Genomic DNA, 20,575 nt, shown 5'->3' with positions numbered 1-20,575 from the left:
CACGAGACTTTACCATTAAGTCCTTTGATTCCCGAGACTCGTCGAGATCTCGCTCCGCAACTCTTTGATTACACTAGACACTACCCGGGGGAGGGGGTATGACTGCCCAACAACAATCCGCTCTTGAACTCGCCCACGAAGCTCTGCGCTGCCAGCACGTCCGCTTGAACGGACTGCGCTGCGGCTCGCCCGCCGTCCGCGGCCGCCGTCTCTGCTACTACCATCAGCAGGCTCGCCGCTCCAAGCGCCCCAACTACGACCTGCCCATCCCCGAGGACGCCACCAGCATCCAGCTCGGCCTCTTGCAGGTCATCCGCGCCTTGCAGGACAAGGCGCACGACACCAAGACCTGCGCCCTGCTCATCTATGCCCTGCAGACCGCCAGCGCCAACCTCAAGCAGCTCGCCCGCGAGCAGCAGGAAGCCGTCTACATGAACGGCCCCAGCTTCGCCGAAATCCTGCTGCAACGCCTCGACGAGTACGCCGAACAGGATCGCGCCGCCGCCCCGGCCGAGCGAAAGGCGCCGGACTCAGTTGGGCATGGTGAGCGTCCCTTGCCCGCCACTGGCTGACGAAGCACTCCGCTCTCCGAGAACTGAGAACTAGCGGAATGCTGACTGCTTACGGCTGAGTGCTAGAATACGGAATGGCTATCCCACCGAGTGTGAGTACGCACCAATGATTCACTTCCCTGTCCCCGAGGCCCTCACCTTCGACGACGTGTTGCTCTTGCCGGCGCGCTCTGAAGTAGTCCCGGCCAAGGCCGATACGCGCACCCGGCTCACCCGCAACGTCACCCTGAACATCCCGCTGATCAGCGCCGCCATGGACACGGTGACGGATTCGCGCCTGGCCATCGCGCTGGCCCAACAGGGCGGCATGGGAGTGATCCACCGCAATTCCTCCATCGAAGAGCAGGCCGGCGAAGTGGACAAGGTGAAGCGCTCGGAGAGCGGCATGATCGTGGATCCCATCACCATCCCGCCCGACGCCAGGATCTCCGAGGCCCTGGAGCTGATGCGCCGCTACAAGATCTCCGGCGTGCCGGTCACCAAGAACAAGAAGCTGGTGGGCATCCTTACCAATCGCGACCTCCGTTTCGAGACCCGCACCGATATCCCGGTCAGCAAGGTGATGACCAAGGAAAAGCTCATCACCGTGCCCGTGGGCACTACACTCGAGGAAGCCGAGAACATCCTGCACGAGCACCGCGTCGAAAAGCTGCTGGTGGTAGACAAGAATGAAGTGCTCAAAGGCCTGATCACCGTCAAGGACATCCAGAAGAAGCTCAAGTATCCCAACTCTTCGAAGGACGCGCAGGGCCGCCTGCGCGTGGGCGGTGCGGTGGGCGCCACCGGCGACTTCCTGGAGCGCGCCCAGGAACTGGTGAAGGTGAAAGTCGACGTGCTGGTGGTGGATTCGGCGCACGGCCACTCTTCGCGCGTGATGGATGCCGTGAAGACGCTGAAGTCGAAGCTGCCGGACGTGGACGTCATCGCCGGCAACGTGGGCACCTTCGACGGGGCCTGCGAGCTGGCCAAGTGCGGCGCCGACGCCTTGAAGATCGGCATCGGGCCGGGCTCCATCTGCACCACGCGCATCGTCACCGGCGCGGGAGTGCCGCAGATCACCGCCATAGCCGAATGCTGGCGGGCGGTGAAGGACGCCGATATCCCGCTGATCGCCGATGGCGGGGTGAAATTCTCCGGCGACATCACCAAGGCGCTGGCGGCCGGCGCCAGCGTGGTGATGATCGGGTCGCTGTTCGCCGGCACCGACGAGAGTCCCGGCGAAACCATTCTCTACCAGGGCCGTTCGTTCAAGTCGTACCGCGGCATGGGATCGTTAGCCGCCATGGGCGCGGGCTCAGCAGAACGCTATGCCCAACCCAGCGAGGGTGACGCCTCGCCGGCCTTCGAGATCGAAGAAGGCGATGGCAACCGCCTGGCCAAGTATGTTCCCGAAGGCATCGAGGGCCGGGTGCCCTACAAGGGCCCGTTGGCCGCCATGGTCCATCAACTGGTGGGCGGATTGCGCTCCGGCATGGGCTACTGCGGCTGCGCGAGCATCGCCGAGCTGCAGCAGACGGCGCGCTTCGTGCGCATCTCCGGAGCCGGACTGCGGGAAAGCCACGTGCACGACGTCATCATCACCAAAGAGGCGCCCAACTATCGCCTCGAGTAAGCCCCAGGTCAGCGTACCGTCCGCCGCCGGCCCCGCCGGGACGAAACGGTCCTTTTTTCACATCGCCGCACGCCACTGGCTGCCGCCCCTCATCTGGACGGCGCTCATCCTGTGGGCCTCCGGCGATCAACTCGGCACCGAAACCACCTCACCCTGGGTGCAGTGGCTGCTCACCACGCTGTTCGGGACGGTCAGCGCCGCCAAGGTGGACCTGATCCACAGGGCGCTGCGCAAGCTCGGTCATGTAGTCGCCTACGCGCTGCTGAGCTGGCTGGCGCTGCGCGCGGCGCGCGCCACCGCGCACGAGCACAGCGGAAACCCGGCGCGCTGGAAGTGGCGCTGGGCCGCATTGGCGCTCGGCCTGGTGTTGTTCACTTCTTCGTCCGATGAACTGCTGCAGAGCTACAGCAAGGAGCGGACCGGGACGTATCGCGACGTGGCACTGGATTGCTTCGGCGCCATCCTGGCGCAGGGAGTGCTGCTGGTTGCGGCCAGGCGGAAAAGATAGTTTCGCGTTTCACGTTTCCCGTTTCCCGATCACCAGCATGGTTGCCGCGACCACGGCGAGTGCAGCGGAAAGATAGAAGGGCAGCGCAGCGCCGAAGCGGTCCCAGAGGAAACCGGTGATCAGGCTGGCCAGCAGCGTGGCGATGCTGGTGGCGAAATAGAAGATGCCGAAGGCGCGGCCACGCGCCTCCGGCGCGATGGTCTCCGCCACCAGGGCACGCAACACCGGGCTGGTGAGCGCGTAGTAGAGCCCGTAGCCGCCCATCATGACCCAGAGCAGGCGGCGCGAGGGCGCGGCGGCGAAGACGACGTAGACTACAGCGAACACGAGGTAGCCGCCTGCGGCCAGCGCGCGCCGCGAGACGCGGTCACTCAGATGGCCCGCGGGCCAGGAAGCGGCCGTGTACACCACGTTGAAGACCAGTCCCAGCAAGGGCGCGTAAACCGGCGCGATGCCCACCTGCTGCGCGCGCAGGATGAGAAACATGTCGCTGGAATTACCGAGTGAGAACAGCGTGATCGCAGCCAGCATCCAGTAGAAGCTAGAGGGCAACGCTGCAGGATTCGCGGGCGATTCGGCGCCGGGTGAAGGCACCGCGGCAGCAGAAGAGGCGCGAGCGGCGCCGGTTTCGCGCGCGCCCAACGCCACCACCGCAATGCTCAACAGCCCCGGAATGGCAGCGGCCCAGAACACGGCCCGAAGGCCGTAGCGGGAAAGGATGAAGAGGGCGAGCAAAGGCCCGGCAATGGCTCCGGCAGAATCCATGGCCTGCAGCAGGCCGAAGCTTGCGCCCAGGCGCTCCCGCGGGACCGATTCGGCCAGCATGACGTCGCGCGGCGCGCCGCGCACGCCCTTGGCCGTGCGGTCGGCGAAACGAACCACGAACACGTGCCACCAGGCGGTGGCGACCGCAAGCAACGGCTTGGCTACGTTGGCCACGGCATATCCGGCCACTACCAACGGCTTGCGCCGCGGGAGACGATCGGTGAGATAGCCGGAAAAAAGCTTGGAGAACGAGGCTACGCTCTCGGCAATGCCTTCGATGATGCCCAGTTGCGCGGGTCCCGCACCCAGCGTGGAAAGGAACGCCGGCAGCACCCAGTACGACATTTCGGTGGCGGTGTCGTTAAGGAACGAGGTGGCGCCAAAGACGCGGACGTTGCGCCCCGCGCGCGGGTCGGCAGGCATGAGGGAGTTGTACCACGCGGCAAAAACAAAAGCGCACCCGAGATCGGGTGCGCGGGTGATGAAACCTGGTGAAGGGTGGAACTATTCTTATTCTTTTTCTTTTTCGTCGCCGCCTTTTTCGGCGGCCTGCTGAGCTTCGGCTTCTTCCATGGCCTTCTTGGTGGCTTCGGCGCGCTTGGCACGGGCCTCGGCGCGCTTCTCGCGCTTCTGCTGCTGCAGCTTCTCGCTGCCCAGAAGCTCGATGAAGCACTTCTCGCCACCGTCTCCCTGCCGCCAGCCGGAACGGATGATGCGCAGGTAGCCTCCGGAGCGATCGCCGAAACGGGGAGCGATGTCGAACAGTTTGCGGACGGACTCCGAGGTCATGAGCCAGGCCGCGGCGCGGCGGCGCGCAGCCAGATCGCCCCGCTTGCCGAGGGTGATCATACGCTCGACGTGCGGGCGCATGGCCTTGGCCTTGGGCACCGTGGTCTCGATGCGCTCCTCGACGATGAGCGAGGTCACCAGGTTGCGCAGCAAAGCGCGGCGGTGACTGGTGTTGCGGCCGAGCTTCCAGCCTCCTCTACGATGACGCATGGTCTTCCCTTTCTAATGGCGATTGGCTTCGCCGCTGACGACGGCGTTGCCCTGCTCGTCGATCTTCATGCCCAGACCCAGGCCCATGGTGCCCAGGATCTCCTTGATCTCGTTGAGCGACTTGCGGCCAAAGTTCTTGGTCTTGAGCATCTCGGCTTCGGTCTTCTGCACCAGCTCGCCGATGGTCTGGATGTTGGCGTTCTTGAGGCAGTTGTAGCTGCGCACGGAGAGCTCCAGTTCCTCGACCGAGCGGTTAAGGTTCTCGTTGCGGATGACGGGCCGGTGGTCATCGGCGGCGGTCTCCGCTTCGATCTCCTCCTCGAAGTTGATGAAGATGCTCATGTGGTCCTTGAGCAGCTTGGCGGAGAGGCCGATGGCATCGGCGGGCGAAACCGAGCCGTTGGTCCAGACCTCGAGGGTGAGCTTGTCGTAATCGGTGATCTGGCCGAGGCGCGCGGCATCCACCGTGTAGTTGCACTTGCGCACGGGTGAGTGGACGGAGTCGATGGGGATGAATCCCAGTCCCAGGTCCTCGTCGAAATTCTTGTCGGCGGAGACGTAACCGCGGCCGCGCTTGAGGCGCATTTCCATGTCCAGGCGCCCGCCCTCGCTCACGGTGGCGATGTAGACGGTCTTGTCCAAGACCTCGACGTCGCCATCGGCCTCGATCATGCCGCTGGTGACGACGCCGGGCTTTTCGGCGCGCAGGTAGATGGCCTTGGGGCCGTCGCCGCTGAGCTTGAACGGCACCTGCTTGATGTTGAGGATGATGTCGGTGGCATCCTCGACGACGCCGGGGATGGACTGGAACTCGTGCAACACGCCCTCGATCTTGACAGCGGTCACGGCCGCGCCCTCGATAGAAGAGAGCAGCACGCGCCGCAGGGCGTTGCCGATGGTGGTGCCGAAGCCACGCTCGAACGGCTGGGCAGTGAAGCGTCCATAGCGGTCGGTCAGGGTCTCAACATCGGCCGCAAGGCGCTTGGGTTTCTGAAAACCTTTCCAAAGCATTCGTTGTATCTCCTCTCAAACTTGCAACAACTCAAGATCCTTCGTTCACGATGACCGCGGCGGACATCCGCGCGGCTCTTGCCTCGCCACGCTCACGCCCGCCACAACGCGTTACTTCGAATACAGCTCGACGATGAGCTGCTCGTTGACGGGCAGGTTGATGTCTTCGCGCTTGGGCAGAGCCAGCACGCGTCCCTTGAGCGCGGCGCGGTCCAGCTCCAGCCACGCGGTAGCGGGCTGGTGGCTGGTGAACTCGACGGCCTGCGCGATCACGGGCATCTGGCGGCTGGCCTCCCGCACCTCCACCTGGTCGCCCACGGCGACCTGGAAGGAGGGAATGTTGACCTTGCGCCCGTTGACGGCGATGTGGCCGTGACGCACCAACTGGCGCGCCTGACGCCGGGACTGGGCAAAGCCCAGGCGGAAGACCACGTTGTCGAGACGGCGCTCGAGCTGCTGGAGCAGCATTTCGCCGGTGACGCCGGGCTTGCGCGCCGCCTTTTCGAAGTAGTTGCGGAACTGCTTCTCCAGAGTGAAGTAGATGCGCTTGGTCTTCTGCTTCTCGCGGAGTTGCAGACCGTAGCCGACGATCTTTGCGCGGCGGTCCTTGCCGTGCTGGCCGGGGGCGAAGTTGCGCTTTTCCACGGGGCACTTTTCGGAAAAACACTTCGCGCCCTTGAGGAAAAGCTTCATGCCTTCGCGGCGACAGAGACGGCAGACCGCGCCTGTGTAACGTGCCAAGTCAGTTTCTCCTTCCTTATTTCAGGTGCCGATCAGTTTACGGAGCCTGGCGCTCTTTCTTCCTGATCCGAACTCAGCAACCAGTGGTCAGTGACCAGTGGCCAGTGAAAAGCAACAGCGAACTCAAACCCTTCGGCGCTTGGGCGGACGGCAGCCGTTGTGGGGAATGGGAGTGACGTCGCGAATACTACGCACTTCCAGCCCGGCGGCGGCCAGGGCGCGGACGGCGCTTTCACGTCCGGAACCCGGCCCGCTGACGCGCACATCGACGGTGCGCAAACCATGCTCGCGGCTGGCGTTGGCGGCGTTCATGGCCGCCTGCTGGGCGGCAAAGGGAGTGCCCTTGCGCGAGCCGCGGAAACCCATGGAGCCGGAGCTCTTCCAGGAGATGACGCGGCCATCGGGATCGGTGATGGTCACGATGGTGTTGTTGAAGGTCGCCTGGATGTGGACCAGCCCGTAGGGCACGTTCTTGCGCTCCTTCTTCTTGAACTGCTTGCGCTTGCCCTTCTTTTCCTTTTCCGGGGCCGCCGGGGCAGCGCCACCGGCAGGTGCAGCAGGTGTCTTGGCCATGGTTATGTCTTCGCCGTCGCTTTCTTTTTCGCGGCCACAGTGGCGCGGCGCGGACCCTTGCGGGTGCGCGCATTGGTGTGGGTGCGCTGTCCGCGCACGGGAAGGCCCTTGCGGTGACGCGATCCGCGATAGGAGCCGATTTCGATGAGGCGCTTGATGTGCATGGCGATGTCCTTGCGCAGGTCGCCCTCGACCCCTCCCTCGCTCTCAATGACCTGGCGGATGCGGTTGACCTCATCCTCCTGAAGATCCTGGACCTTCTTCATGGCGTCCACGCGGGCCGCGTCCAGGATGCGGCGCGAGCGCGAATTTCCGATGCCATAGATGTAGGTCAGCGCAATGTCCACGTGCTTGTTGCGCGGTAAATCGACGCCAGCAATGCGTGCCATAGAGTAGCTACCTCAGTCCTCAGTTCTCAAACAGGGCATTATCCCTGTCGCTGCTTGTGCTTGGAGTTGACGCAGATCACCCGCACCACACCACGGCGGCGAACGATCTTGCACTTCACGCAAATCTTTTTGACAGCGGCTCGAACTTTCATGATCTCAATCTCAGTTTCCGGTTCTCAGTTCTCAGTTCAAGGATCCAGTTGCCGGTGACTACTTATAGCGATACACGATGCGACCGCGCGTGAGGTCGTACGGGGAAAGCTCGACCGCGACCTTGTCGCCGGGAAGGATGCGGATGAAGTTCTTACGCATCTTGCCGGAGACGTGGGCCAATACCTGATGCTTGTTCTCCAGCTCCACGCGGAACAGGGCGTTGGGCAAGGATTCCAGCACCGTGGCCATGACCTCAATCGCGTCTTCTTTTCCCATTCGCTCCTACTGCGTCAGAATCATGGGGCCGTTCCTGGTAACGGCAACGCAGTGCTCGAAGTGAGCGCTGTAGCTGCCGTCCTTGGTCACGGCGGTCCAGTTATCGTCCAGCACGCGTGTATCGGGCCGGCCGGCGGTGACCATGGGCTCGATGGCGAGCACCATGCCCTCCTCCAGGCGAGCGCCGTAGCCGCGCGAACCGTAGTTGGGCACCTGCGGCTCCTCGTGCATGTGGGTGCCGATGCCGTGGCCGACGAACTCGCGTACGACGCTAAAACCATTGGCTTCCACCAGTTCCTGCACCGCGGCGCCGACATCGCCCACGGTATTACCCACGCGCATCTGCTCGATGGCGCGATAGAGCGACGCTTCCGTAACCTCGAGCAGCTTCTTCAGCTCCGGCTGCAGGCTGTTACCCACGGGCACGGTGACGGCAGCGTCGCTGTAATAGCCGTCGAGCACCACACCGCAGTCGATGGAAGCGATGTCGCCTGCCTTGAGTACCCGCTTCTCCGAAGGGATGCCGTGGATGATCTCGTCGTTCACCGAGGTGCACAGCACGCAGGGATAATCGTGATAGCCCTTGAAGGCCGGTTTGGCCCCCAGCTCCTTGATCCGCTTCTCGGCAAGGCGCTCCAGATCCATGGTGGTGATGCCGGGCCGGACCATGGCGCTGACTTCATCGAGCACCTGACGGAGGACACGACCGCTCTGCCGCATCTTCTCCAGCTCAGTCGGCGATTTACGCACGATCGGCATGCTCCAACACTCCCAGAGTCTCTCCGGTAACCTTGTCCGCCGCCTGATCGCCGTTGACCTCGCGCAGGCGTCCCTTGCCGCGGTAATAATCGGTCAAGGGCAAGGTCTGCTTCTCGTAGGCCTTGAGGCGTTCCCGAATCACTTCTTCGCGGTCGTCCTTGCGGATGACCAGCTTGGAACCGTCCACATCGCAGATGTCTGCAACACGCGGGGGCTGAAAGTAAATGTTATAGATGTGCCCGCTGGAGGAACAGGTGCGACGGCCCGTAAGCCGTTGCATCAATTGATTATATCCCACGGCGACGTTGATCACAATGGGCGGGCGGCGGCTGGGCCGGGAGGCGGGGAAGAAATCCCCGGTGAGCAGCTTGTCGAGCCACTCGGCCTGGCCGACGGTGCGGGGAAAACCGTCGAGGATGAAGCCGCGGTCGCAGTCGGGCTGCTTGAGGCGCTCGGCCACCATGTTGCAAACCAGCTCATCGGGGACGAGGCCGCCACCATCCATGATGGATTTAGCCTGCTTGCCCAGGTCGGTGCCGCGGGCAACGTTGTCGCGCAGCAGGTCGCCGGTGGAGAGCTGGGGAATGGCGTAGTTCTCGGCGATGATCTTGGCCTGCGTACCCTTGCCGGCGCCCGGGGCGCCCAGCAGGATGACAGGGCCGATGGGCCGGGTCTTGGTATCGCTCATCTTGGCTGCCTCCGCGTGCATGCCTACCACGCCCTGCGGCCGCGGATGCGACCGCTGCGCGGCGTGAAACCGTCATAATGCCGCATGATGAGGTGCGATTCGATCTGGTTCACCGTATCCATGGCCACGCCCACGACGATGAGCAGCGAGGTCCCACCGAAGTAGAAATTCAGACCCAGTCCGTTCAGCACCCAGTTGGGCAGACGCTCGAAAAACGCGCCCCAGGCGCCAGGCAGATGGTGCAGGTGAATACCGGTGATCAGGAACTCCGGGATGAGCGAAATGATGATGAGATAAATGGCCCCCACCAGAGTGAGGCGGGTGAGGATGTCGTTGATGTGGTTCTCGGTCCAGCGGCCGGGGCGGATGCCGGGTACGAAGCCGCCGTACTTGCGCATGTTGTCGGCGACCTCGCGGGGATTGAACACGATGGAAATATAGAAGTAGGCAAAGAAGATGATGCCGGCGGCGTAGAGCACGTTGTAGAGCGGCTCGCCCCAGTTCAACGCGTTCAGGACCGGAGCGATGTACGGGTTGTCCTTGAAGGCGAGGCCGATGGTCTGCGGGAAGGTGATGATGGAGGAAGCGAAGATGACGGGCATGACGCCACCGGCGTTGACGCGCAGCGGCAGGTGGGTGGACTGGCCGCCCATGACCTTGCGTCCGATGACTCGCTTGGCATATTGCACGGGGATGCGCCGCTCACTGCGCTCGACGAAGACGATGAACGCCATGACGGCCACCATGATGACCAGCAAGATGACCATGGCGGGGACGGTGAACCCACCCCAGGCCTGAGTGCTGGCCTTCTGCAGGAGGTCGGCCACGGCCGCGGGCAAGCCGACCACGATGCCGGCGAAAATAAGCAGCGACATGCCGTTGCCGATACCGCGCTCCGTGATCTGCTCACCCAACCACATGATGAAAGCGGTGCCGGTGGTAAGGGTCAGCACAGTCAAGAGGACAAAGGCAGGGCCGGGATTGATGACCAGTTGCTCGCCGCGCTCGAGCGAGAGCGCGATGCCGAGCGACTGCGCCGCTCCCAGGATTACGGTGAGGTAGCGAGTCCATTGGGTAATCTTCCGCCGCCCGAGCTCGCCTTCCTTCTGCAAGCGGGCCAGCGGCTCATACACCACGGTCAGCAACTGCAGAATGATGGAGGCCGTGATGTAGGGCATGATGCCCAGAGCGAACACCGTAAGCCGACGCAGGTTGCCGCCACTGAACAGGTCGAGGTAGCCGAAGATCGTTCCCTCTTTGCCCTCGAAGAATTGCTGAAGCGCGGCGGAGTCAATGCCGGGCGTAGGGATGTGCGCGCCCAGGCGATAGACGGCCAGCAGCGCCAGAGTGAAAAGCACACGGCGGCGCAGGTCCGGGATGCGGAAGATGTTGGCTAACTTCTCAAACAAGCTGCTAGCTCCCAGCTTCTAGCTCTCGCTAAAAGCTTCCTTACATCGGCGGCTAAAACCGCGTCCTACTACCGCCCATTCGGCACGGCTGAAGCCGAGCCATGATACGAACCATCAGCCTCGCCGCCGGTTAGCTGGCGGCGATCAATTCCGTCTTGCCGCCAGCCTTCGTGATTTTTTCGGCGGCGGATTTGGAGAACTTGTGGGCACGGACGGTGAGCGCCGTTTTGAGTTCGCCGTCGCCCAGGATCTTGATGGGCAACGCGCGGCGGACCAGGCCGGCCTTCTGCAAGGTCTCCGGTGTAATGGTGGTCTCGCCGAGCGCCGCCAGGCGCTCCAGGTTCACCACCGCATACTCGGTGCGAAAGATGTTAGTGAAGCCGCGCTTGGGCAAGCGGCGCTTGAGGGGGTTCTGGCCGCCCTCAAAACCGCGCGCGCGGCTGTAGCCGGTGCGGGAGAGTTGTCCCTTGTGCCCGCGGCCGGAAGTCTTGCCGGTTCCCGAGCCCATGCCGCGGCCCACCCGCTTGGGATTGCGGGTGGCGCCCTTGGGTCTGCGAAGTGTCGAGAGATTCATGGTTGCGTTTCCTTTAGCGCGCGGCTCCATCGACGATCTGGACCAGGTGCGGCACCGCGGCCACCATGCCGCGGATGGCAGCCGTGTCCTCGCGCTCGACCACCTGGTTCAAGCGGGTGAAACCGAGCCCGCGGATGACGGCCTTGTGCTTCTTGGGCGCCTGGATGGCGGAACGCACCCACTTCAGGCGCAATGTGCCGGATTTCTTGTGAGCCTTGGCAGTCATGCTCAGAGCTCCTCCACGGCCTTGCCGCGCAAGCTGGCGACAGCGGCGCGATCGCGCAACTGGCGCAGGGCGTCGAAAGTGGCCTTGACGACGTTGTGCGGGTTGGCGGTGCCGATGGACTTGGTGAGCACGTTCTGCACCCCGGCGGAGGTCATGACCGCGCGCACCGCGCCGCCGGCAATGACGCCCGTGCCTTCCGGCGCCGGCTTGAGCAGCACCATGCCGCTGCCGAAGCGTCCCAGCACCGCATGGGGAATGGTGCTTTGGGTGAGGTGCACCTTGACCAGATTCTTCTTGGCGGCCTCGATGCCCTTGCGGATGGCCTGCGGCACTTCCCGGGCCTTGCCCGAGCCGTAGCCCACGACCGCGGCGGAGGGATCGCCCACCACCACCAGGGCCGCGAAGGACAGGTTCTTGCCGCCCTTGACGACCTTGGTGACGCGGTTGATGGAAACCACCTGGTCCTTCAACTGGAACTGCCCTGCGTCGATTCTCTTTTTGGCTACCGGCATCCGCTCTCTCAAAATTGGGCTAGAACTGCAATCCTGCTTCCCGGGCAGCATCGGCCAAGGCTCTGATGCGTCCGTGGTAGAGGTAACCACCGCGGTCGAACACAACCTTGGACACTCCCTTTTCCTTGGCACGCGCGGCCAAGCGCTTTCCGACATCCTTGGCCGAAGCGACGTTACCGCCCGTGGGCCGCGCACCCTTCCCGGCCTTGGCGCCCTTCGCGCCCTCGGAAGGCTCGAGCGAGTTGGCGGCAACGAGCGTGACGCCGTCGAGGTCGTTGATGAGCTGGGCGTAGATGTGGTTCAGCGAGCGGTAGACGTTCAGACGCGGCCGCTCGGCCGTACCCATCAGCTTGCGGCGGATCCGCTGGTGGATACGCTGCCGCACAGCGTTCTTGGAAGGTTTGGCAATCATTTCGCACCCGTCTTTCCGACCTTCTTCTTCAGGCGCTCGCCGAAGTAGCGGACACCCTTGTTCTTGTAGGGATCCGGCGGGCGCAGAGCGCGCATGTCGGCGGCCACCTGGCCCACCTTCTGGCGATCGATACCGCTGACGGTCAGGCGCGTCTGCTTGGCGTCAATGGTGACGCTGACGCCCGAGGGCAGCGGGAACTCGATGGGATGCGAGAATCCCAAACTGAAAACCACGGTGTGCTTGCCCTTGAGCTCGGCGCGATAGCCGATGCCCACGATCTCCAGCTCCTTGGTCCAACCCTGGGTGACGCCACTGACAGCGTTCTGCACCAGCGCGCGGGCCAACCCGTGCACGGCGGCGTGTTGGTCGCTCTCGCGCACCGCCTGCAGGAATCCGTCCTTCTTTTCGACGCGGATGCCGGCGGGCAGGGCGGTCTCCACCGTGCCCTTGGGCCCCTGGACGGCAACCACGTTGCCCTTGACCTGGATGTTCACCCCGGAGGGGATGGCGATCGGCTTTTTTCCAATTCTCGACATGACGGTCTCTCGCTTCGCGACGCGGTTACCAGACCTCGCACAGGACTTCACCGCCCACGCCTTCACGGCGGGCGCGGCGGCCGGTCATCACGCCCTTGGGCGTGGTGAGGATGTTGATGCCCATGCCGCCCAGCACGCGGGGAATCTCATTGCGTCCCACGTAGACGCGGCAGCCGGGGCGCGAGATGCGCGCCAGGTGGGAGATGACGCTCTCACTGTCCGGACCGTACTTCAAGTGCAGGCGCAGCAGACGGCGTCCGCCTTCCTCCACCAGCTTGAAGTTGGCGATGTAGCCCTCCTCCTTGAGGATGCGGCAGATCTCCTGCTTCAGCTTGGAAGCGGGCACATCGAGCTTGGAGTGGCGGGCGCCGACGGCATTGCGAATGCGCGCCAGCAAATCCGCGACCGGGTCGGTGACACTCATCGTTATCCTTACCTCACTAAGGCCGCCCCTCCACAAGCCGGAAGGCGGCGTTCAAATTCGCGTTACTTCGTACCCCTACTTCGTACGTCGGCGCCGGCCCCAGCCGGCACGGCTTCTACCAGGACGACTTGGAAACGCCCGGGATCTCCCCCTGCAGCGCCAACCTGCGGAAGCAAAGCCGGCAAATGCCGAACTTGCGCAGGAAAGCGCGCGGGCGGCCGCACAGACTGCAGCGGTTGTGCTGACGGGTGGAGAACTTGGGCTTCTTTTTCGCCTTGGCGACATGTGATGTTCGGGCCATGATTTCCTGTCAATTTCCTCTGAATGGCATGCCCAGATGCTTGAGCAGGGCACGGGCCTCGGCGTCATTCCGCGCCGTGGTGACGATGGTTACGTTCATACCCTTGAGCTTGTCGACCTTGGCGTAGTCAATCTCCGGGAAAATCAGCTGCTCGCGCAAACCCAGGGTGTAGTTGCCGCGGCCGTCGAAAGAGCGCGTGGAGAGGCCGCGAAAGTCGCGCACGCGCGGCAGGGCAATGTTCACCAGCCGGTCGAAGAACTCGTACATGCGGTCGCCACGCAGGGTCACCATCACCCCGATGGGCATGCCGGCGCGCACCTTGAAGGCGGCAATCGACTTCTTGGCGCGGGTGATGACCGGCTTCTGGCCGGCGATCTGGGTGAGCTCGTGCACGGCCGGGTCCAGCACCTTGACGTTCTGGGTGGCTTCGCCCACGCCCAGGTTGACAACGATCTTCTCGAGGCGCGGCACGGCCATGGGGTTCTTGAAGCTGAACTCCTTCATCAGGGCCGGAGCCACTTCGGATTTGAACTTCTCTCGTAATCTGGCTGGCATAGGTTCCGCTCTCAGCTATCCGCTTTCCGCTCTCCGTTACTTATCCAATGTGGTGCCGCACTTGCGGCAGACGCGCACCCTGCGGTCGCCGCGGTGGTCATGCCCGATGCGCACCGGCCCGCAACTGGGGCAGACGAGCATGACGTTGGAGATCGAGATGCGGCTCTCCTGCTCGGCCACGCCGCCCTTGATGTTGCGCTGCGGGTTGGGGCGAACGTTCTTCTTCACCATGGCAACGTGCTCGACCAGCACCTTGCGGTCGCCGGGGAAGACGCGGAGCACGCGCCCCTCCTTGCCCTTGTCGCGCCCGGTGATGACCCGCACCGTGTCGTTGCGCCGAATGTCTACGCGTACGTGCATGGAAGCTTCTAGCTCCTAGTTTCTAGCTCACAGCCCCCAGCTCTTGGCTTTTGGCTGTTAGCTAAACCTTGTTTCACTTTCTCGTCTCTCGTTCGAGCCCTCAAAGCACTTCGGGAGCGAGGGACACAATCTTCAAGAACTTTTTTTCACGCAGCTCGCGGGCGACCGGTCCGAAGACGCGGGTGCCGACGGGCTCGCCGGCCTCGTTGATGAGCACGGCGGCGTTCTGGTCGAAGCGGATGTAGGTCCCATCGCGACGGCGATGCTCCTTGCGGGTGCGGACCACGACCGCCCTGACCACCTTTCCCTTCTTGACCTGGCTATCGGGCGAGGCCTCCTTGACGCTGGCCGTGATCACGTCGCCCAGACCGGCCGAGAGCCCGGTGTGCCCGCCGAGCGGCAGGATCATCTGCAGCTTGCGGGCGCCGGAGTTATCGGCCACCTCGAGCATGGATCGCATCATGACTGCCATGGTGTCATCTCCCGTAGGGCCGCCGATCAGGAAGCCTGGGCCTCCTCGACACGCTCGGGCACCAAGGCCGAGCGACGCACAATCTCCTTGAGCCGCCAACGCTTCAGACGCGAGAGCGGGCGGGTCTCCTCGATGCGCACAATATCGCCGACACGGGCCTGCCCTTTCTCGTCGTGGGCGTAAAACCGGCGCGACCGCTTCAAGACGCGACGGTAGAGCGGGTGCGCCTTCTGACTGGTCACTTCGACCACGATGGTCTTCTGCATCTTGGTGGAGACCACTTCCCCGACGCGAACCTTGCGCGACTTCACGTGCTTGGATGCTTCCTGGGTCATGGACTACTTTTTCTCCGTTCCGACCGATTCGAGACCCAAATCACGGGCGCGCTGGATGGTCTTGACCCGCGCCAGGTTGCGCCGCAGCTCCTGAATCTTCTTGAGGCTCTCGGTCTGGCCCATCTTCATCTGGAACTTCAGGCGGAAGAGCTGGTCCTGGAGCTCGCGCTGGTGGTGCGTGAGCTCGGCCGGGGAGAGGTTACGGAACTTCTCCGCCCGGCGGTTCTCATGGCGCAGGACGGCAGTGGACTGCCCGACCTCGCTCTTGCGCTGCGCTGCTCGCTTCGCTGCCATGGCTCTCCTCCGACTCAGTGCGCTCCCGCGCGGGAAACCATCCGGGTACGGAGCGGGAGCTTGTGCGCGGCCAGGCGCAAAGCTTCCGCCGCTTCCGTCGCGGTGACGCCTTCCATCTCGAACAGGATCTTGCCCGGCCGCACCACCGCAACCCAGTGGTCGGGCGCGCCCTTGCCCTTGCCCATGCGGGTTTCCGCCGGCTTCTTGGTCACGGGCTTATCCGGGAACAGGCGCAACCACACCTTGCCACCCCGCTTGACGAAGCGGGTCATGGCCACGCGACTGGCTTCGATCTGGCGGTCGGTGATCCAACCGGGTTCGAGCACCTTCAAGCCGTAATCGCCGAAGGCGAGCTCGGAACCGCGCCAGGCCTTGCCGCGCATGCGGCCGCGCTGCTGCTTGCGGTACTTGACTTTCTTGGGCATCAGCATGGTCGCCGTTCTCCTAGAACCCCGCCGCCTGCGGCTGGCGCTTCTTCTGGCCGAGGATCTCGCCCTTGTAGATCCAGCACTTCACGCCAATCACGCCGTAAGTGGTCTTGGCCTCGGTGAAGCCGTAATCGATGTCGGCACGGAGGGTGTGCAAAGGCAGGCGGCCCTGCAGGTACCACTCCGAGCGGGCAATCTCATTGCCGTTCAGACGACCGCCGACACGCACCTTGATGCCCTTGCAGCCGAACCGCAACGCGGAGTCCACGGCCTTGCGCATGGCGCGGCGGAAGCCGACGCGCTTTTCCAGTTGCAGCGCAATGTTCTCGGACACGAGCTGGGCGTCGAGCTCCGGCTTGTGGACTTCCTGAATGTCGATATAGATCTCGCGCGAGGTACGCTTTTGCAGCTCCTGCTTGAGCTTGTCGATCTCCGCGCCCTTGCGGCCGATGATGATGCCCGGCCGGGCGGTGCGGATGATGATGCGCAGCTTGTTGCCGGGACGCTCAATCTCGATGGAGCTGACGCCGGCGCCACGGAGTTTCTCCTTGAGCTCGGCCTTCAGCTTGACGTCCTCGTACAACAGCTTGTCGTAGTCGCGCACCACGAACCAGCGTGATTTCCACGGCTTGTTGTAGCCGAGGCGGAATCCGTATGGATGAACCTTCTGTCCCATCTGCTTACCTCTTCCCTTTCGATTTCTTCCCGGCGACCGCTTTAGGAGCGGTGGCTTCCCTGGCGGGGGCGTTTCCCCGGCCACGCTCGGCGAGCGCGATCTCGATATGCGCCATGCGCCGCTGGTAGCGGAAAGCACGACCCATGGGGGCCGGCCGGATGCGCTTCATGCGCGGGCCTTCGTTGGCCACGGCGCGCTTGACGTACAGCCGGTCCAGGTCGACGTCCAGTCCCTTTTCCTGGCTGAGGTAGCTGGCGTTCTGGATGGCCGAGTGCAACACCTTGCTGACGTCCGGCACGCAACCCTTGCGGGTGAAGGCCAGAGTGTTGAGCGCGTCCTCCACCTGGCGTCCCTGGATCAGGTCGAGGACCAGGCGCGCCTTCTGGGGCGAGACGCGAACGAATTTTGCCTCAGCACGAAATTCCATGGTTCTTCTCCTACGCCTTGGGCGCCGCCGGGGCCGCCGGAGGAGCCGCACCGCCGGCCGGAGCCGAGGGCACGATGGCGCCCGGACCGCCGGGCACGCCAGCCGGCTTGGCCACGGTTTCCGTGGCGGCCCTCATGGAGTGCGCCTTGAAGATGCGGGTGTGGCTGAACTCACCCAGCTTGTGCCCCACCATGTTCTCGGTGACGTACACCGGGATGAACTTCTTGCCGTTGTGGACGGCCAGGGTGTGGCCCACCATCTCCGGCACCACGGTGGAGCGTCGCGACCAGGTGCGCAGCACTTTCTTCTCGTTGCGCTGGTTCATGGCCTCGACACGGGCCAGGAGCCGCTGCTCGACGTAAGGTCCTTTTTTAGTAGAACGCGCCATAAGTTAAGTTCTCAGTTCCCAGTTCTCCGTTACTTGGTTCGGCGCTGGACGATGAAGCGGTCCGTGCGCTTGTTGTTCCGCGTCTTGTAGCCGCGCGTGGGCTGGCCCCAGGGGGTGACCGGGTGGCGACCGCCACTGGTTTTGCCCTCGCCGCCGCCGTGCGGATGGTCCACCGGGTTCATGACCACGCCGCGGTTGGTGGGCCGGATGCCCATCCAGCGGCGGCGACCGGCCTTGCCGATGGCAATGTTCTCGTGGTCCAGGTTGCCGACCTGGCCGATGGTGGCCATGCAGTCCACCAGCACCTTGCGGGTTTCGCCGGATGGCAGCTTGATCAGGGCGTAGTCGCCTTCCTTGGCGACCAACTGCGCGGCACCGCCGGCGGAGCGCACCATCTGCCCACCCTTGCCAGGGCGGAGTTCAATGTTGTGGATGGTGGTGCCGGGCGGAATGTTGCGCAGCGGCAGGGCGTTGCCCACCAGGATGTCCGCCTCAGGACCGCTCACGACTTTCTGGCCGACCTCCAGGCCCATGGGCTGGAGGATGTAGCGCTTCTCGCCGTCGGCATACTCGAGCAGGGCGATGCGAGCGGAACGATTGGGATCGTACTCGACGGAGGCGACACGAGCGGGAACACCGGCCTTGTCGCGTTTGAAGTCGATGAGGCGGAGCTTGCGCTTGTGTCCGCCGCCACGGTGCCAGATGGTGACGTCGCCCGCGTTGCGGCGTCCGCCGGTCTTCTTCAGCGGGGCCGTCAAAGGCTTGTACGGACGATCGGTGGTCAAGTCGTCGTTGGCGAGCGTGGTTTGCACGCGTCGCGTCGCGGTGACCGGTCTGTAAGTTTTAATCGCCATAAATCAAGTTTCGCTTTCTGCTCTCCACTACATGTTCTGCGCGTACTCGGGCATCTTCTCGCCCGACTTCAGGCGGACAAAAGCCTTCTTGTAGTCGGGGCGGTAGCCGGCGAACCGTCCGCGGCGGCGCTCCTTGCCGGGGAAGTTCGCGGTACGCACGGAAGCCACCTTGACCTTGAAGATGGCTTCGACCGCTTCCTTGACTTCGGTCTTGGTGGCCTTCGAGGCGACCTCGAAGACCAGCGTGGCCTGGGTCTCTTTCACGCCCAATCCTTTTTCGGTGATGACCGGGCGACGGATAATCTGGTAAGCCGACTTCATCAGGCCACCTCCGGAGCGCGGCGACGCGAGGCGGTGCGCTTGAGCGACTGCTGCAGCTTCTCCAGCGCGGGCCGGGCGAAGATGGCGCGGTCATAGCGCAGCAGGTGATAGGGATGCACCTGGTGGCCGCGCACCATCTCGACACCTTCCAGGTTGCGCGCGCTGAGCTCGAGGTTCCGATTCTCCGCGGCGCCATCCACGATCAATGCGGTCTTTTCGACCTGCAGGGCGTCGAGCGCCTTGCGGAACTCCTTGGTCTTGGGCTGCTGGAGTTCGAAGCTTTCGACCACGGTCAGCTTGCCGTCTTCCAGCTTGGCGGCCAGGGCGGAGCGCAACGCGCCCTGCAGCTTCTTGCGCGGGAAGGTGAAGTCATAGGAGCGGGGCTGCGGCCCGTGGACGGTGCCGCCGTGCCGCCAGATGGGAGAGCGGATGGAGCCCATGCGGGCGCGCCCGGTTCCCTTTTGCCGCCACAACTTCTTGCCCGAGCCAGCCACTTCGCCACGGCCCTTGGTCTTGTGAGTGCCGGAGCGCTGCGCGGCGCGGAAGTGGCGCACGGCCTCCCACAGCAAGGCGGCGTTGACGCGGCCGAAGACCTCGTCGGCCAGCTCCATGCTGCCCACTTTCTTGCCGTTCAGATCGAGTACGTCGATTTTCGCCATAACGATTCCGATTAACGCTTCTTGCCTGCGGCCGCCTTCTTGGCCGCTTTCAGCGGATCCACCGAGGCGCTCTCAATGAAACCGCGGTGTTCACGCGGCGGCTTCAGAGCCTTGGTGATGACCACGTAGCCGTTCCTGGGACCGGGCACGGCGCCTTCGACGACGAGCAGGTTCTCTTCCAGGTCGACGCCCAGGACGCGCAGGTTGCGCACCGTAACGTGCTGGTTGCCCATGTGTCCCGACATGCGCTGTCCCGGGAAGACGCGCGACGGGAACGAGGAGGCGCCGATGGAGCCCTGCACCTGGAACATGTGCCCGTGCGACCGGGGGCCGCCGCCGAAATTATGCCGGCGCACGACGCCCGCGAATCCGCGTCCCTTGCTGGTGCCGATGATGTCCACGTACTTCTCGTCCTGGAAGATGTCCACCAGGACACGGTCGCCGGCCTTGACCTTGTCGCCTTCTCCGGCGGTCTCCACCGGCACTTCCCGCAGGAAGCGCATGGGAGGCAGGCTGTGCTTGGCCAGGTGTCCGCGCTCGGGTTGCGAGAGCCGGCTCTCCTTGACGAATTCGACCAAGCCGATCTGCGCGGCGTCATAGCCGTCGCGCGCCGCCGTCTTGCGCTGGGTGACGATGCAGGGACCGGCCTGCAGCACGGTGACCGGGTGAACGTCGCCCTGGTCATCGAAGAGCTGCGTCATGCCGACTTTTTTGCCCAAAATTCCGTTAATCATGTTCCCTGTTTTCCCTCATCATGCCCACCGATTCGATGGGCACTGTAGGCTCTGCACTCGGCTGCTACTTATGCTCTTTTCCAAACGCCTTGATCTCCACATCGACGCCGGCGGGCAAGTCGAGCTTCATCAGCGCGTCCACGGTCTGCTGCGTGGGCTCGAGGATATCGAGCAGGCGCTTATGGGTACGGATCTCGAACTGCTCGCGCGACTTCTTGTCCACGTGCGGCGAACGCAGCACGCAATACTTGTTGCGCACCGTGGGCAAGGGAATGGGGCCCGCGATCTGTGCGCCGGTACGGCGCGCGGTGTCGACGATCTCGCTGGTCGACTGGTCCAGCACGCGGTAGTCATACGCCTTCAGTCGGATGCGAATTCTCTCTTTTCCAATCACTGTGTTTCCTCAAAGATCATGCGGCAAGCCGCCCCAAGGGCTGGACTACCGCGGTCGATGCTGCAATCACTTCACGATCTCGGTGAGGGTGCCGGCACCCACGGTGCGGCCGCCCTCGCGGATAGCGAACCGCAGCCCCTTCTCCATCGCCACCGGCGTGATCAGCTCCACTTCCAGGTTCACGTTGTCCCCCGGCATCACCATCTCCGTGCCCCCGGGCAGCTCCGCCACCCCGGTC

At 63.9% G+C, this 20,575-nt stretch carries 34 protein-coding genes; 3 read left to right on the top strand and 31 right to left on the bottom strand.

Annotated features, from left to right (window positions below):
• Window positions 1–98 precede the first annotated feature (98 nt).
• From VLE48_14545 to VLE48_14535, 3 genes are all read left to right on the top strand, one after another.
• The gene (locus tag VLE48_14545; protein HSA94229.1) at window positions 99–572 is read left to right on the top strand and encodes a hypothetical protein; all 474 of its coding nucleotides are present in this window, start codon (window positions 99–101) and stop codon (window positions 570–572) included.
• Between the two features lie 106 nt (window positions 573–678).
• Window positions 679–2,184 carry an IMP dehydrogenase gene (gene guaB / locus VLE48_14540; protein HSA94228.1) on the top strand — a complete coding sequence of 502 codons (1,506 nt, stop codon included), beginning with the start codon at window positions 679–681 and terminating at the stop codon, window positions 2,182–2,184.
• Window positions 2,171–2,692: a VanZ family protein gene (locus VLE48_14535; GenBank protein ID HSA94227.1), complete on the top strand. Its 522-nt coding sequence runs from the start codon at window positions 2,171–2,173 to the stop codon at window positions 2,690–2,692. The genes guaB and VLE48_14535 overlap by 14 nt, the downstream gene beginning before the upstream one ends.
• Before the next feature lie 9 nt (window positions 2,693–2,701).
• On the opposite strand, the gene VLE48_14530 is transcribed toward VLE48_14535, so the two are convergent.
• The 31 genes from VLE48_14530 to rpsJ all read right to left on the bottom strand — a co-directional run bounded on the left by VLE48_14530 (window position 2,702) and on the right by rpsJ (window position 20,337).
• On the bottom strand, window positions 2,702–3,880 hold the full coding sequence (locus tag VLE48_14530) for an MFS transporter (protein HSA94226.1): 1,179 nt from the start codon (window positions 3,878–3,880) through the stop codon (window positions 2,702–2,704).
• Window positions 3,881–3,967: 87 nt separating this feature from the next.
• A complete protein-coding gene (gene rplQ / locus VLE48_14525; GenBank protein ID HSA94225.1) occupies window positions 3,968–4,456 on the bottom strand; it encodes a 50S ribosomal protein L17 in 489 nt (162 codons plus the stop codon).
• A gap of 12 nt (window positions 4,457–4,468) precedes the next feature.
• On the bottom strand, window positions 4,469–5,467 hold the full coding sequence (locus tag VLE48_14520; GenBank protein ID HSA94224.1) for a DNA-directed RNA polymerase subunit alpha: 999 nt from the start codon (window positions 5,465–5,467) through the stop codon (window positions 4,469–4,471).
• Window positions 5,468–5,578: 111 nt separating this feature from the next.
• Window positions 5,579–6,208: a 30S ribosomal protein S4 gene (gene rpsD, locus VLE48_14515; protein ID HSA94223.1), complete on the bottom strand. Its 630-nt coding sequence runs from the start codon at window positions 6,206–6,208 to the stop codon at window positions 5,579–5,581.
• 123 nt (window positions 6,209–6,331) lie between these two features.
• On the bottom strand, window positions 6,332–6,781 hold the full coding sequence (gene rpsK / locus VLE48_14510) for a 30S ribosomal protein S11 (protein HSA94222.1): 450 nt from the start codon (window positions 6,779–6,781) through the stop codon (window positions 6,332–6,334).
• Between the two features lie 2 nt (window positions 6,782–6,783).
• Window positions 6,784–7,170 carry a 30S ribosomal protein S13 gene (gene rpsM, locus VLE48_14505; protein ID HSA94221.1) on the bottom strand — a complete coding sequence of 129 codons (387 nt, stop codon included), beginning with the start codon at window positions 7,168–7,170 and terminating at the stop codon, window positions 6,784–6,786.
• A 210-nt stretch (window positions 7,171–7,380) separates the two neighbouring features.
• Window positions 7,381–7,599, bottom strand: coding sequence for a translation initiation factor IF-1 (infA, locus tag VLE48_14500; GenBank protein HSA94220.1), 219 nt, complete (start codon window positions 7,597–7,599; stop codon window positions 7,381–7,383).
• 6 nt (window positions 7,600–7,605) lie between these two features.
• A complete protein-coding gene (gene map / locus VLE48_14495; protein ID HSA94219.1) occupies window positions 7,606–8,358 on the bottom strand; it encodes a type I methionyl aminopeptidase in 753 nt (250 codons plus the stop codon).
• Window positions 8,342–9,046, bottom strand: a complete 705-nt coding sequence (locus tag VLE48_14490) for an adenylate kinase (protein HSA94218.1) — start codon at window positions 9,044–9,046, stop codon at window positions 8,342–8,344. The genes map and VLE48_14490 overlap by 17 nt, the downstream gene beginning before the upstream one ends.
• Window positions 9,047–9,069: 23 nt before the next feature.
• Window positions 9,070–10,455 carry a preprotein translocase subunit SecY gene (gene secY / locus VLE48_14485; GenBank protein HSA94217.1) on the bottom strand — a complete coding sequence of 462 codons (1,386 nt, stop codon included), beginning with the start codon at window positions 10,453–10,455 and terminating at the stop codon, window positions 9,070–9,072.
• 130 nt (window positions 10,456–10,585) lie between these two features.
• Window positions 10,586–11,029, bottom strand: coding sequence for a 50S ribosomal protein L15 (rplO, locus tag VLE48_14480; GenBank protein HSA94216.1), 444 nt, complete (start codon window positions 11,027–11,029; stop codon window positions 10,586–10,588).
• A 13-nt stretch (window positions 11,030–11,042) separates the two neighbouring features.
• Entirely contained in the window at window positions 11,043–11,255 is a 213-nt protein-coding gene (rpmD, locus tag VLE48_14475; protein HSA94215.1) for a 50S ribosomal protein L30, read from the bottom strand.
• A 2-nt stretch (window positions 11,256–11,257) separates the two neighbouring features.
• Window positions 11,258–11,767, bottom strand: coding sequence for a 30S ribosomal protein S5 (gene rpsE / locus VLE48_14470; GenBank protein HSA94214.1), 510 nt, complete (start codon window positions 11,765–11,767; stop codon window positions 11,258–11,260).
• A gap of 19 nt (window positions 11,768–11,786) precedes the next feature.
• A complete protein-coding gene (rplR, locus tag VLE48_14465) occupies window positions 11,787–12,179 on the bottom strand; it encodes a 50S ribosomal protein L18 (protein ID HSA94213.1) in 393 nt (130 codons plus the stop codon).
• Window positions 12,176–12,715 carry a 50S ribosomal protein L6 gene (rplF, locus tag VLE48_14460; protein ID HSA94212.1) on the bottom strand — a complete coding sequence of 180 codons (540 nt, stop codon included), beginning with the start codon at window positions 12,713–12,715 and terminating at the stop codon, window positions 12,176–12,178. Before rplF ends, rplR begins: the two co-directional genes overlap by 4 nt.
• A 25-nt stretch (window positions 12,716–12,740) precedes the next feature.
• Entirely contained in the window at window positions 12,741–13,139 is a 399-nt protein-coding gene (gene rpsH, locus VLE48_14455; protein ID HSA94211.1) for a 30S ribosomal protein S8, read from the bottom strand.
• A gap of 115 nt (window positions 13,140–13,254) precedes the next feature.
• Window positions 13,255–13,440 (bottom strand): type Z 30S ribosomal protein S14, encoded by a 186-nt coding sequence (locus VLE48_14450; GenBank protein HSA94210.1) that lies wholly within the window; start codon window positions 13,438–13,440, stop codon window positions 13,255–13,257.
• 9 nt (window positions 13,441–13,449) lie between these two features.
• On the bottom strand, window positions 13,450–13,995 hold the full coding sequence (gene rplE / locus VLE48_14445) for a 50S ribosomal protein L5 (GenBank protein ID HSA94209.1): 546 nt from the start codon (window positions 13,993–13,995) through the stop codon (window positions 13,450–13,452).
• A gap of 36 nt (window positions 13,996–14,031) precedes the next feature.
• Entirely contained in the window at window positions 14,032–14,355 is a 324-nt protein-coding gene (rplX, locus tag VLE48_14440; GenBank protein HSA94208.1) for a 50S ribosomal protein L24, read from the bottom strand.
• 100 nt (window positions 14,356–14,455) lie between these two features.
• The gene (gene rplN, locus VLE48_14435; GenBank protein ID HSA94207.1) at window positions 14,456–14,827 is read right to left on the bottom strand and encodes a 50S ribosomal protein L14; all 372 of its coding nucleotides are present in this window, start codon (window positions 14,825–14,827) and stop codon (window positions 14,456–14,458) included.
• A 26-nt stretch (window positions 14,828–14,853) separates the two neighbouring features.
• Window positions 14,854–15,162 carry a 30S ribosomal protein S17 gene (rpsQ, locus tag VLE48_14430; GenBank protein HSA94206.1) on the bottom strand — a complete coding sequence of 103 codons (309 nt, stop codon included), beginning with the start codon at window positions 15,160–15,162 and terminating at the stop codon, window positions 14,854–14,856.
• 3 nt (window positions 15,163–15,165) lie between these two features.
• Window positions 15,166–15,456 (bottom strand): 50S ribosomal protein L29, encoded by a 291-nt coding sequence (gene rpmC / locus VLE48_14425; protein HSA94205.1) that lies wholly within the window; start codon window positions 15,454–15,456, stop codon window positions 15,166–15,168.
• Window positions 15,457–15,470: 14 nt separating this feature from the next.
• Window positions 15,471–15,887, bottom strand: coding sequence for a 50S ribosomal protein L16 (gene rplP / locus VLE48_14420; protein ID HSA94204.1), 417 nt, complete (start codon window positions 15,885–15,887; stop codon window positions 15,471–15,473).
• Window positions 15,888–15,900: 13 nt separating this feature from the next.
• Window positions 15,901–16,560, bottom strand: coding sequence for a 30S ribosomal protein S3 (gene rpsC / locus VLE48_14415; GenBank protein ID HSA94203.1), 660 nt, complete (start codon window positions 16,558–16,560; stop codon window positions 15,901–15,903).
• A 4-nt stretch (window positions 16,561–16,564) separates the two neighbouring features.
• Window positions 16,565–16,987 carry a 50S ribosomal protein L22 gene (gene rplV, locus VLE48_14410; protein HSA94202.1) on the bottom strand — a complete coding sequence of 141 codons (423 nt, stop codon included), beginning with the start codon at window positions 16,985–16,987 and terminating at the stop codon, window positions 16,565–16,567.
• Between the two features lie 10 nt (window positions 16,988–16,997).
• Entirely contained in the window at window positions 16,998–17,375 is a 378-nt protein-coding gene (gene rpsS / locus VLE48_14405; GenBank protein ID HSA94201.1) for a 30S ribosomal protein S19, read from the bottom strand.
• A gap of 29 nt (window positions 17,376–17,404) precedes the next feature.
• On the bottom strand, window positions 17,405–18,229 hold the full coding sequence (gene rplB / locus VLE48_14400; protein ID HSA94200.1) for a 50S ribosomal protein L2: 825 nt from the start codon (window positions 18,227–18,229) through the stop codon (window positions 17,405–17,407).
• 27 nt (window positions 18,230–18,256) lie between these two features.
• The gene (locus tag VLE48_14395; GenBank protein ID HSA94199.1) at window positions 18,257–18,550 is read right to left on the bottom strand and encodes a 50S ribosomal protein L23; all 294 of its coding nucleotides are present in this window, start codon (window positions 18,548–18,550) and stop codon (window positions 18,257–18,259) included.
• On the bottom strand, window positions 18,550–19,209 hold the full coding sequence (gene rplD / locus VLE48_14390) for a 50S ribosomal protein L4 (protein ID HSA94198.1): 660 nt from the start codon (window positions 19,207–19,209) through the stop codon (window positions 18,550–18,552). The genes VLE48_14395 and rplD overlap by 1 nt, the downstream gene beginning before the upstream one ends.
• 11 nt (window positions 19,210–19,220) lie before the next feature.
• Window positions 19,221–19,943, bottom strand: a complete 723-nt coding sequence (gene rplC, locus VLE48_14385) for a 50S ribosomal protein L3 (GenBank protein HSA94197.1) — start codon at window positions 19,941–19,943, stop codon at window positions 19,221–19,223.
• Window positions 19,944–20,007: 64 nt separating this feature from the next.
• Window positions 20,008–20,337: a 30S ribosomal protein S10 gene (gene rpsJ / locus VLE48_14380; protein ID HSA94196.1), complete on the bottom strand. Its 330-nt coding sequence runs from the start codon at window positions 20,335–20,337 to the stop codon at window positions 20,008–20,010.
• Window positions 20,338–20,575: the final 238 nt, after the last annotated feature.

The sequence above is a fragment of the Terriglobales bacterium genome (genome assembly GCA_035454605.1).
Taxonomy (GTDB): Bacteria; Acidobacteriota; Terriglobia; order Terriglobales; family Acidobacteriaceae; genus DATMAB01.
This window is presented reverse-complemented; position numbering and strand designations above follow the sequence as displayed.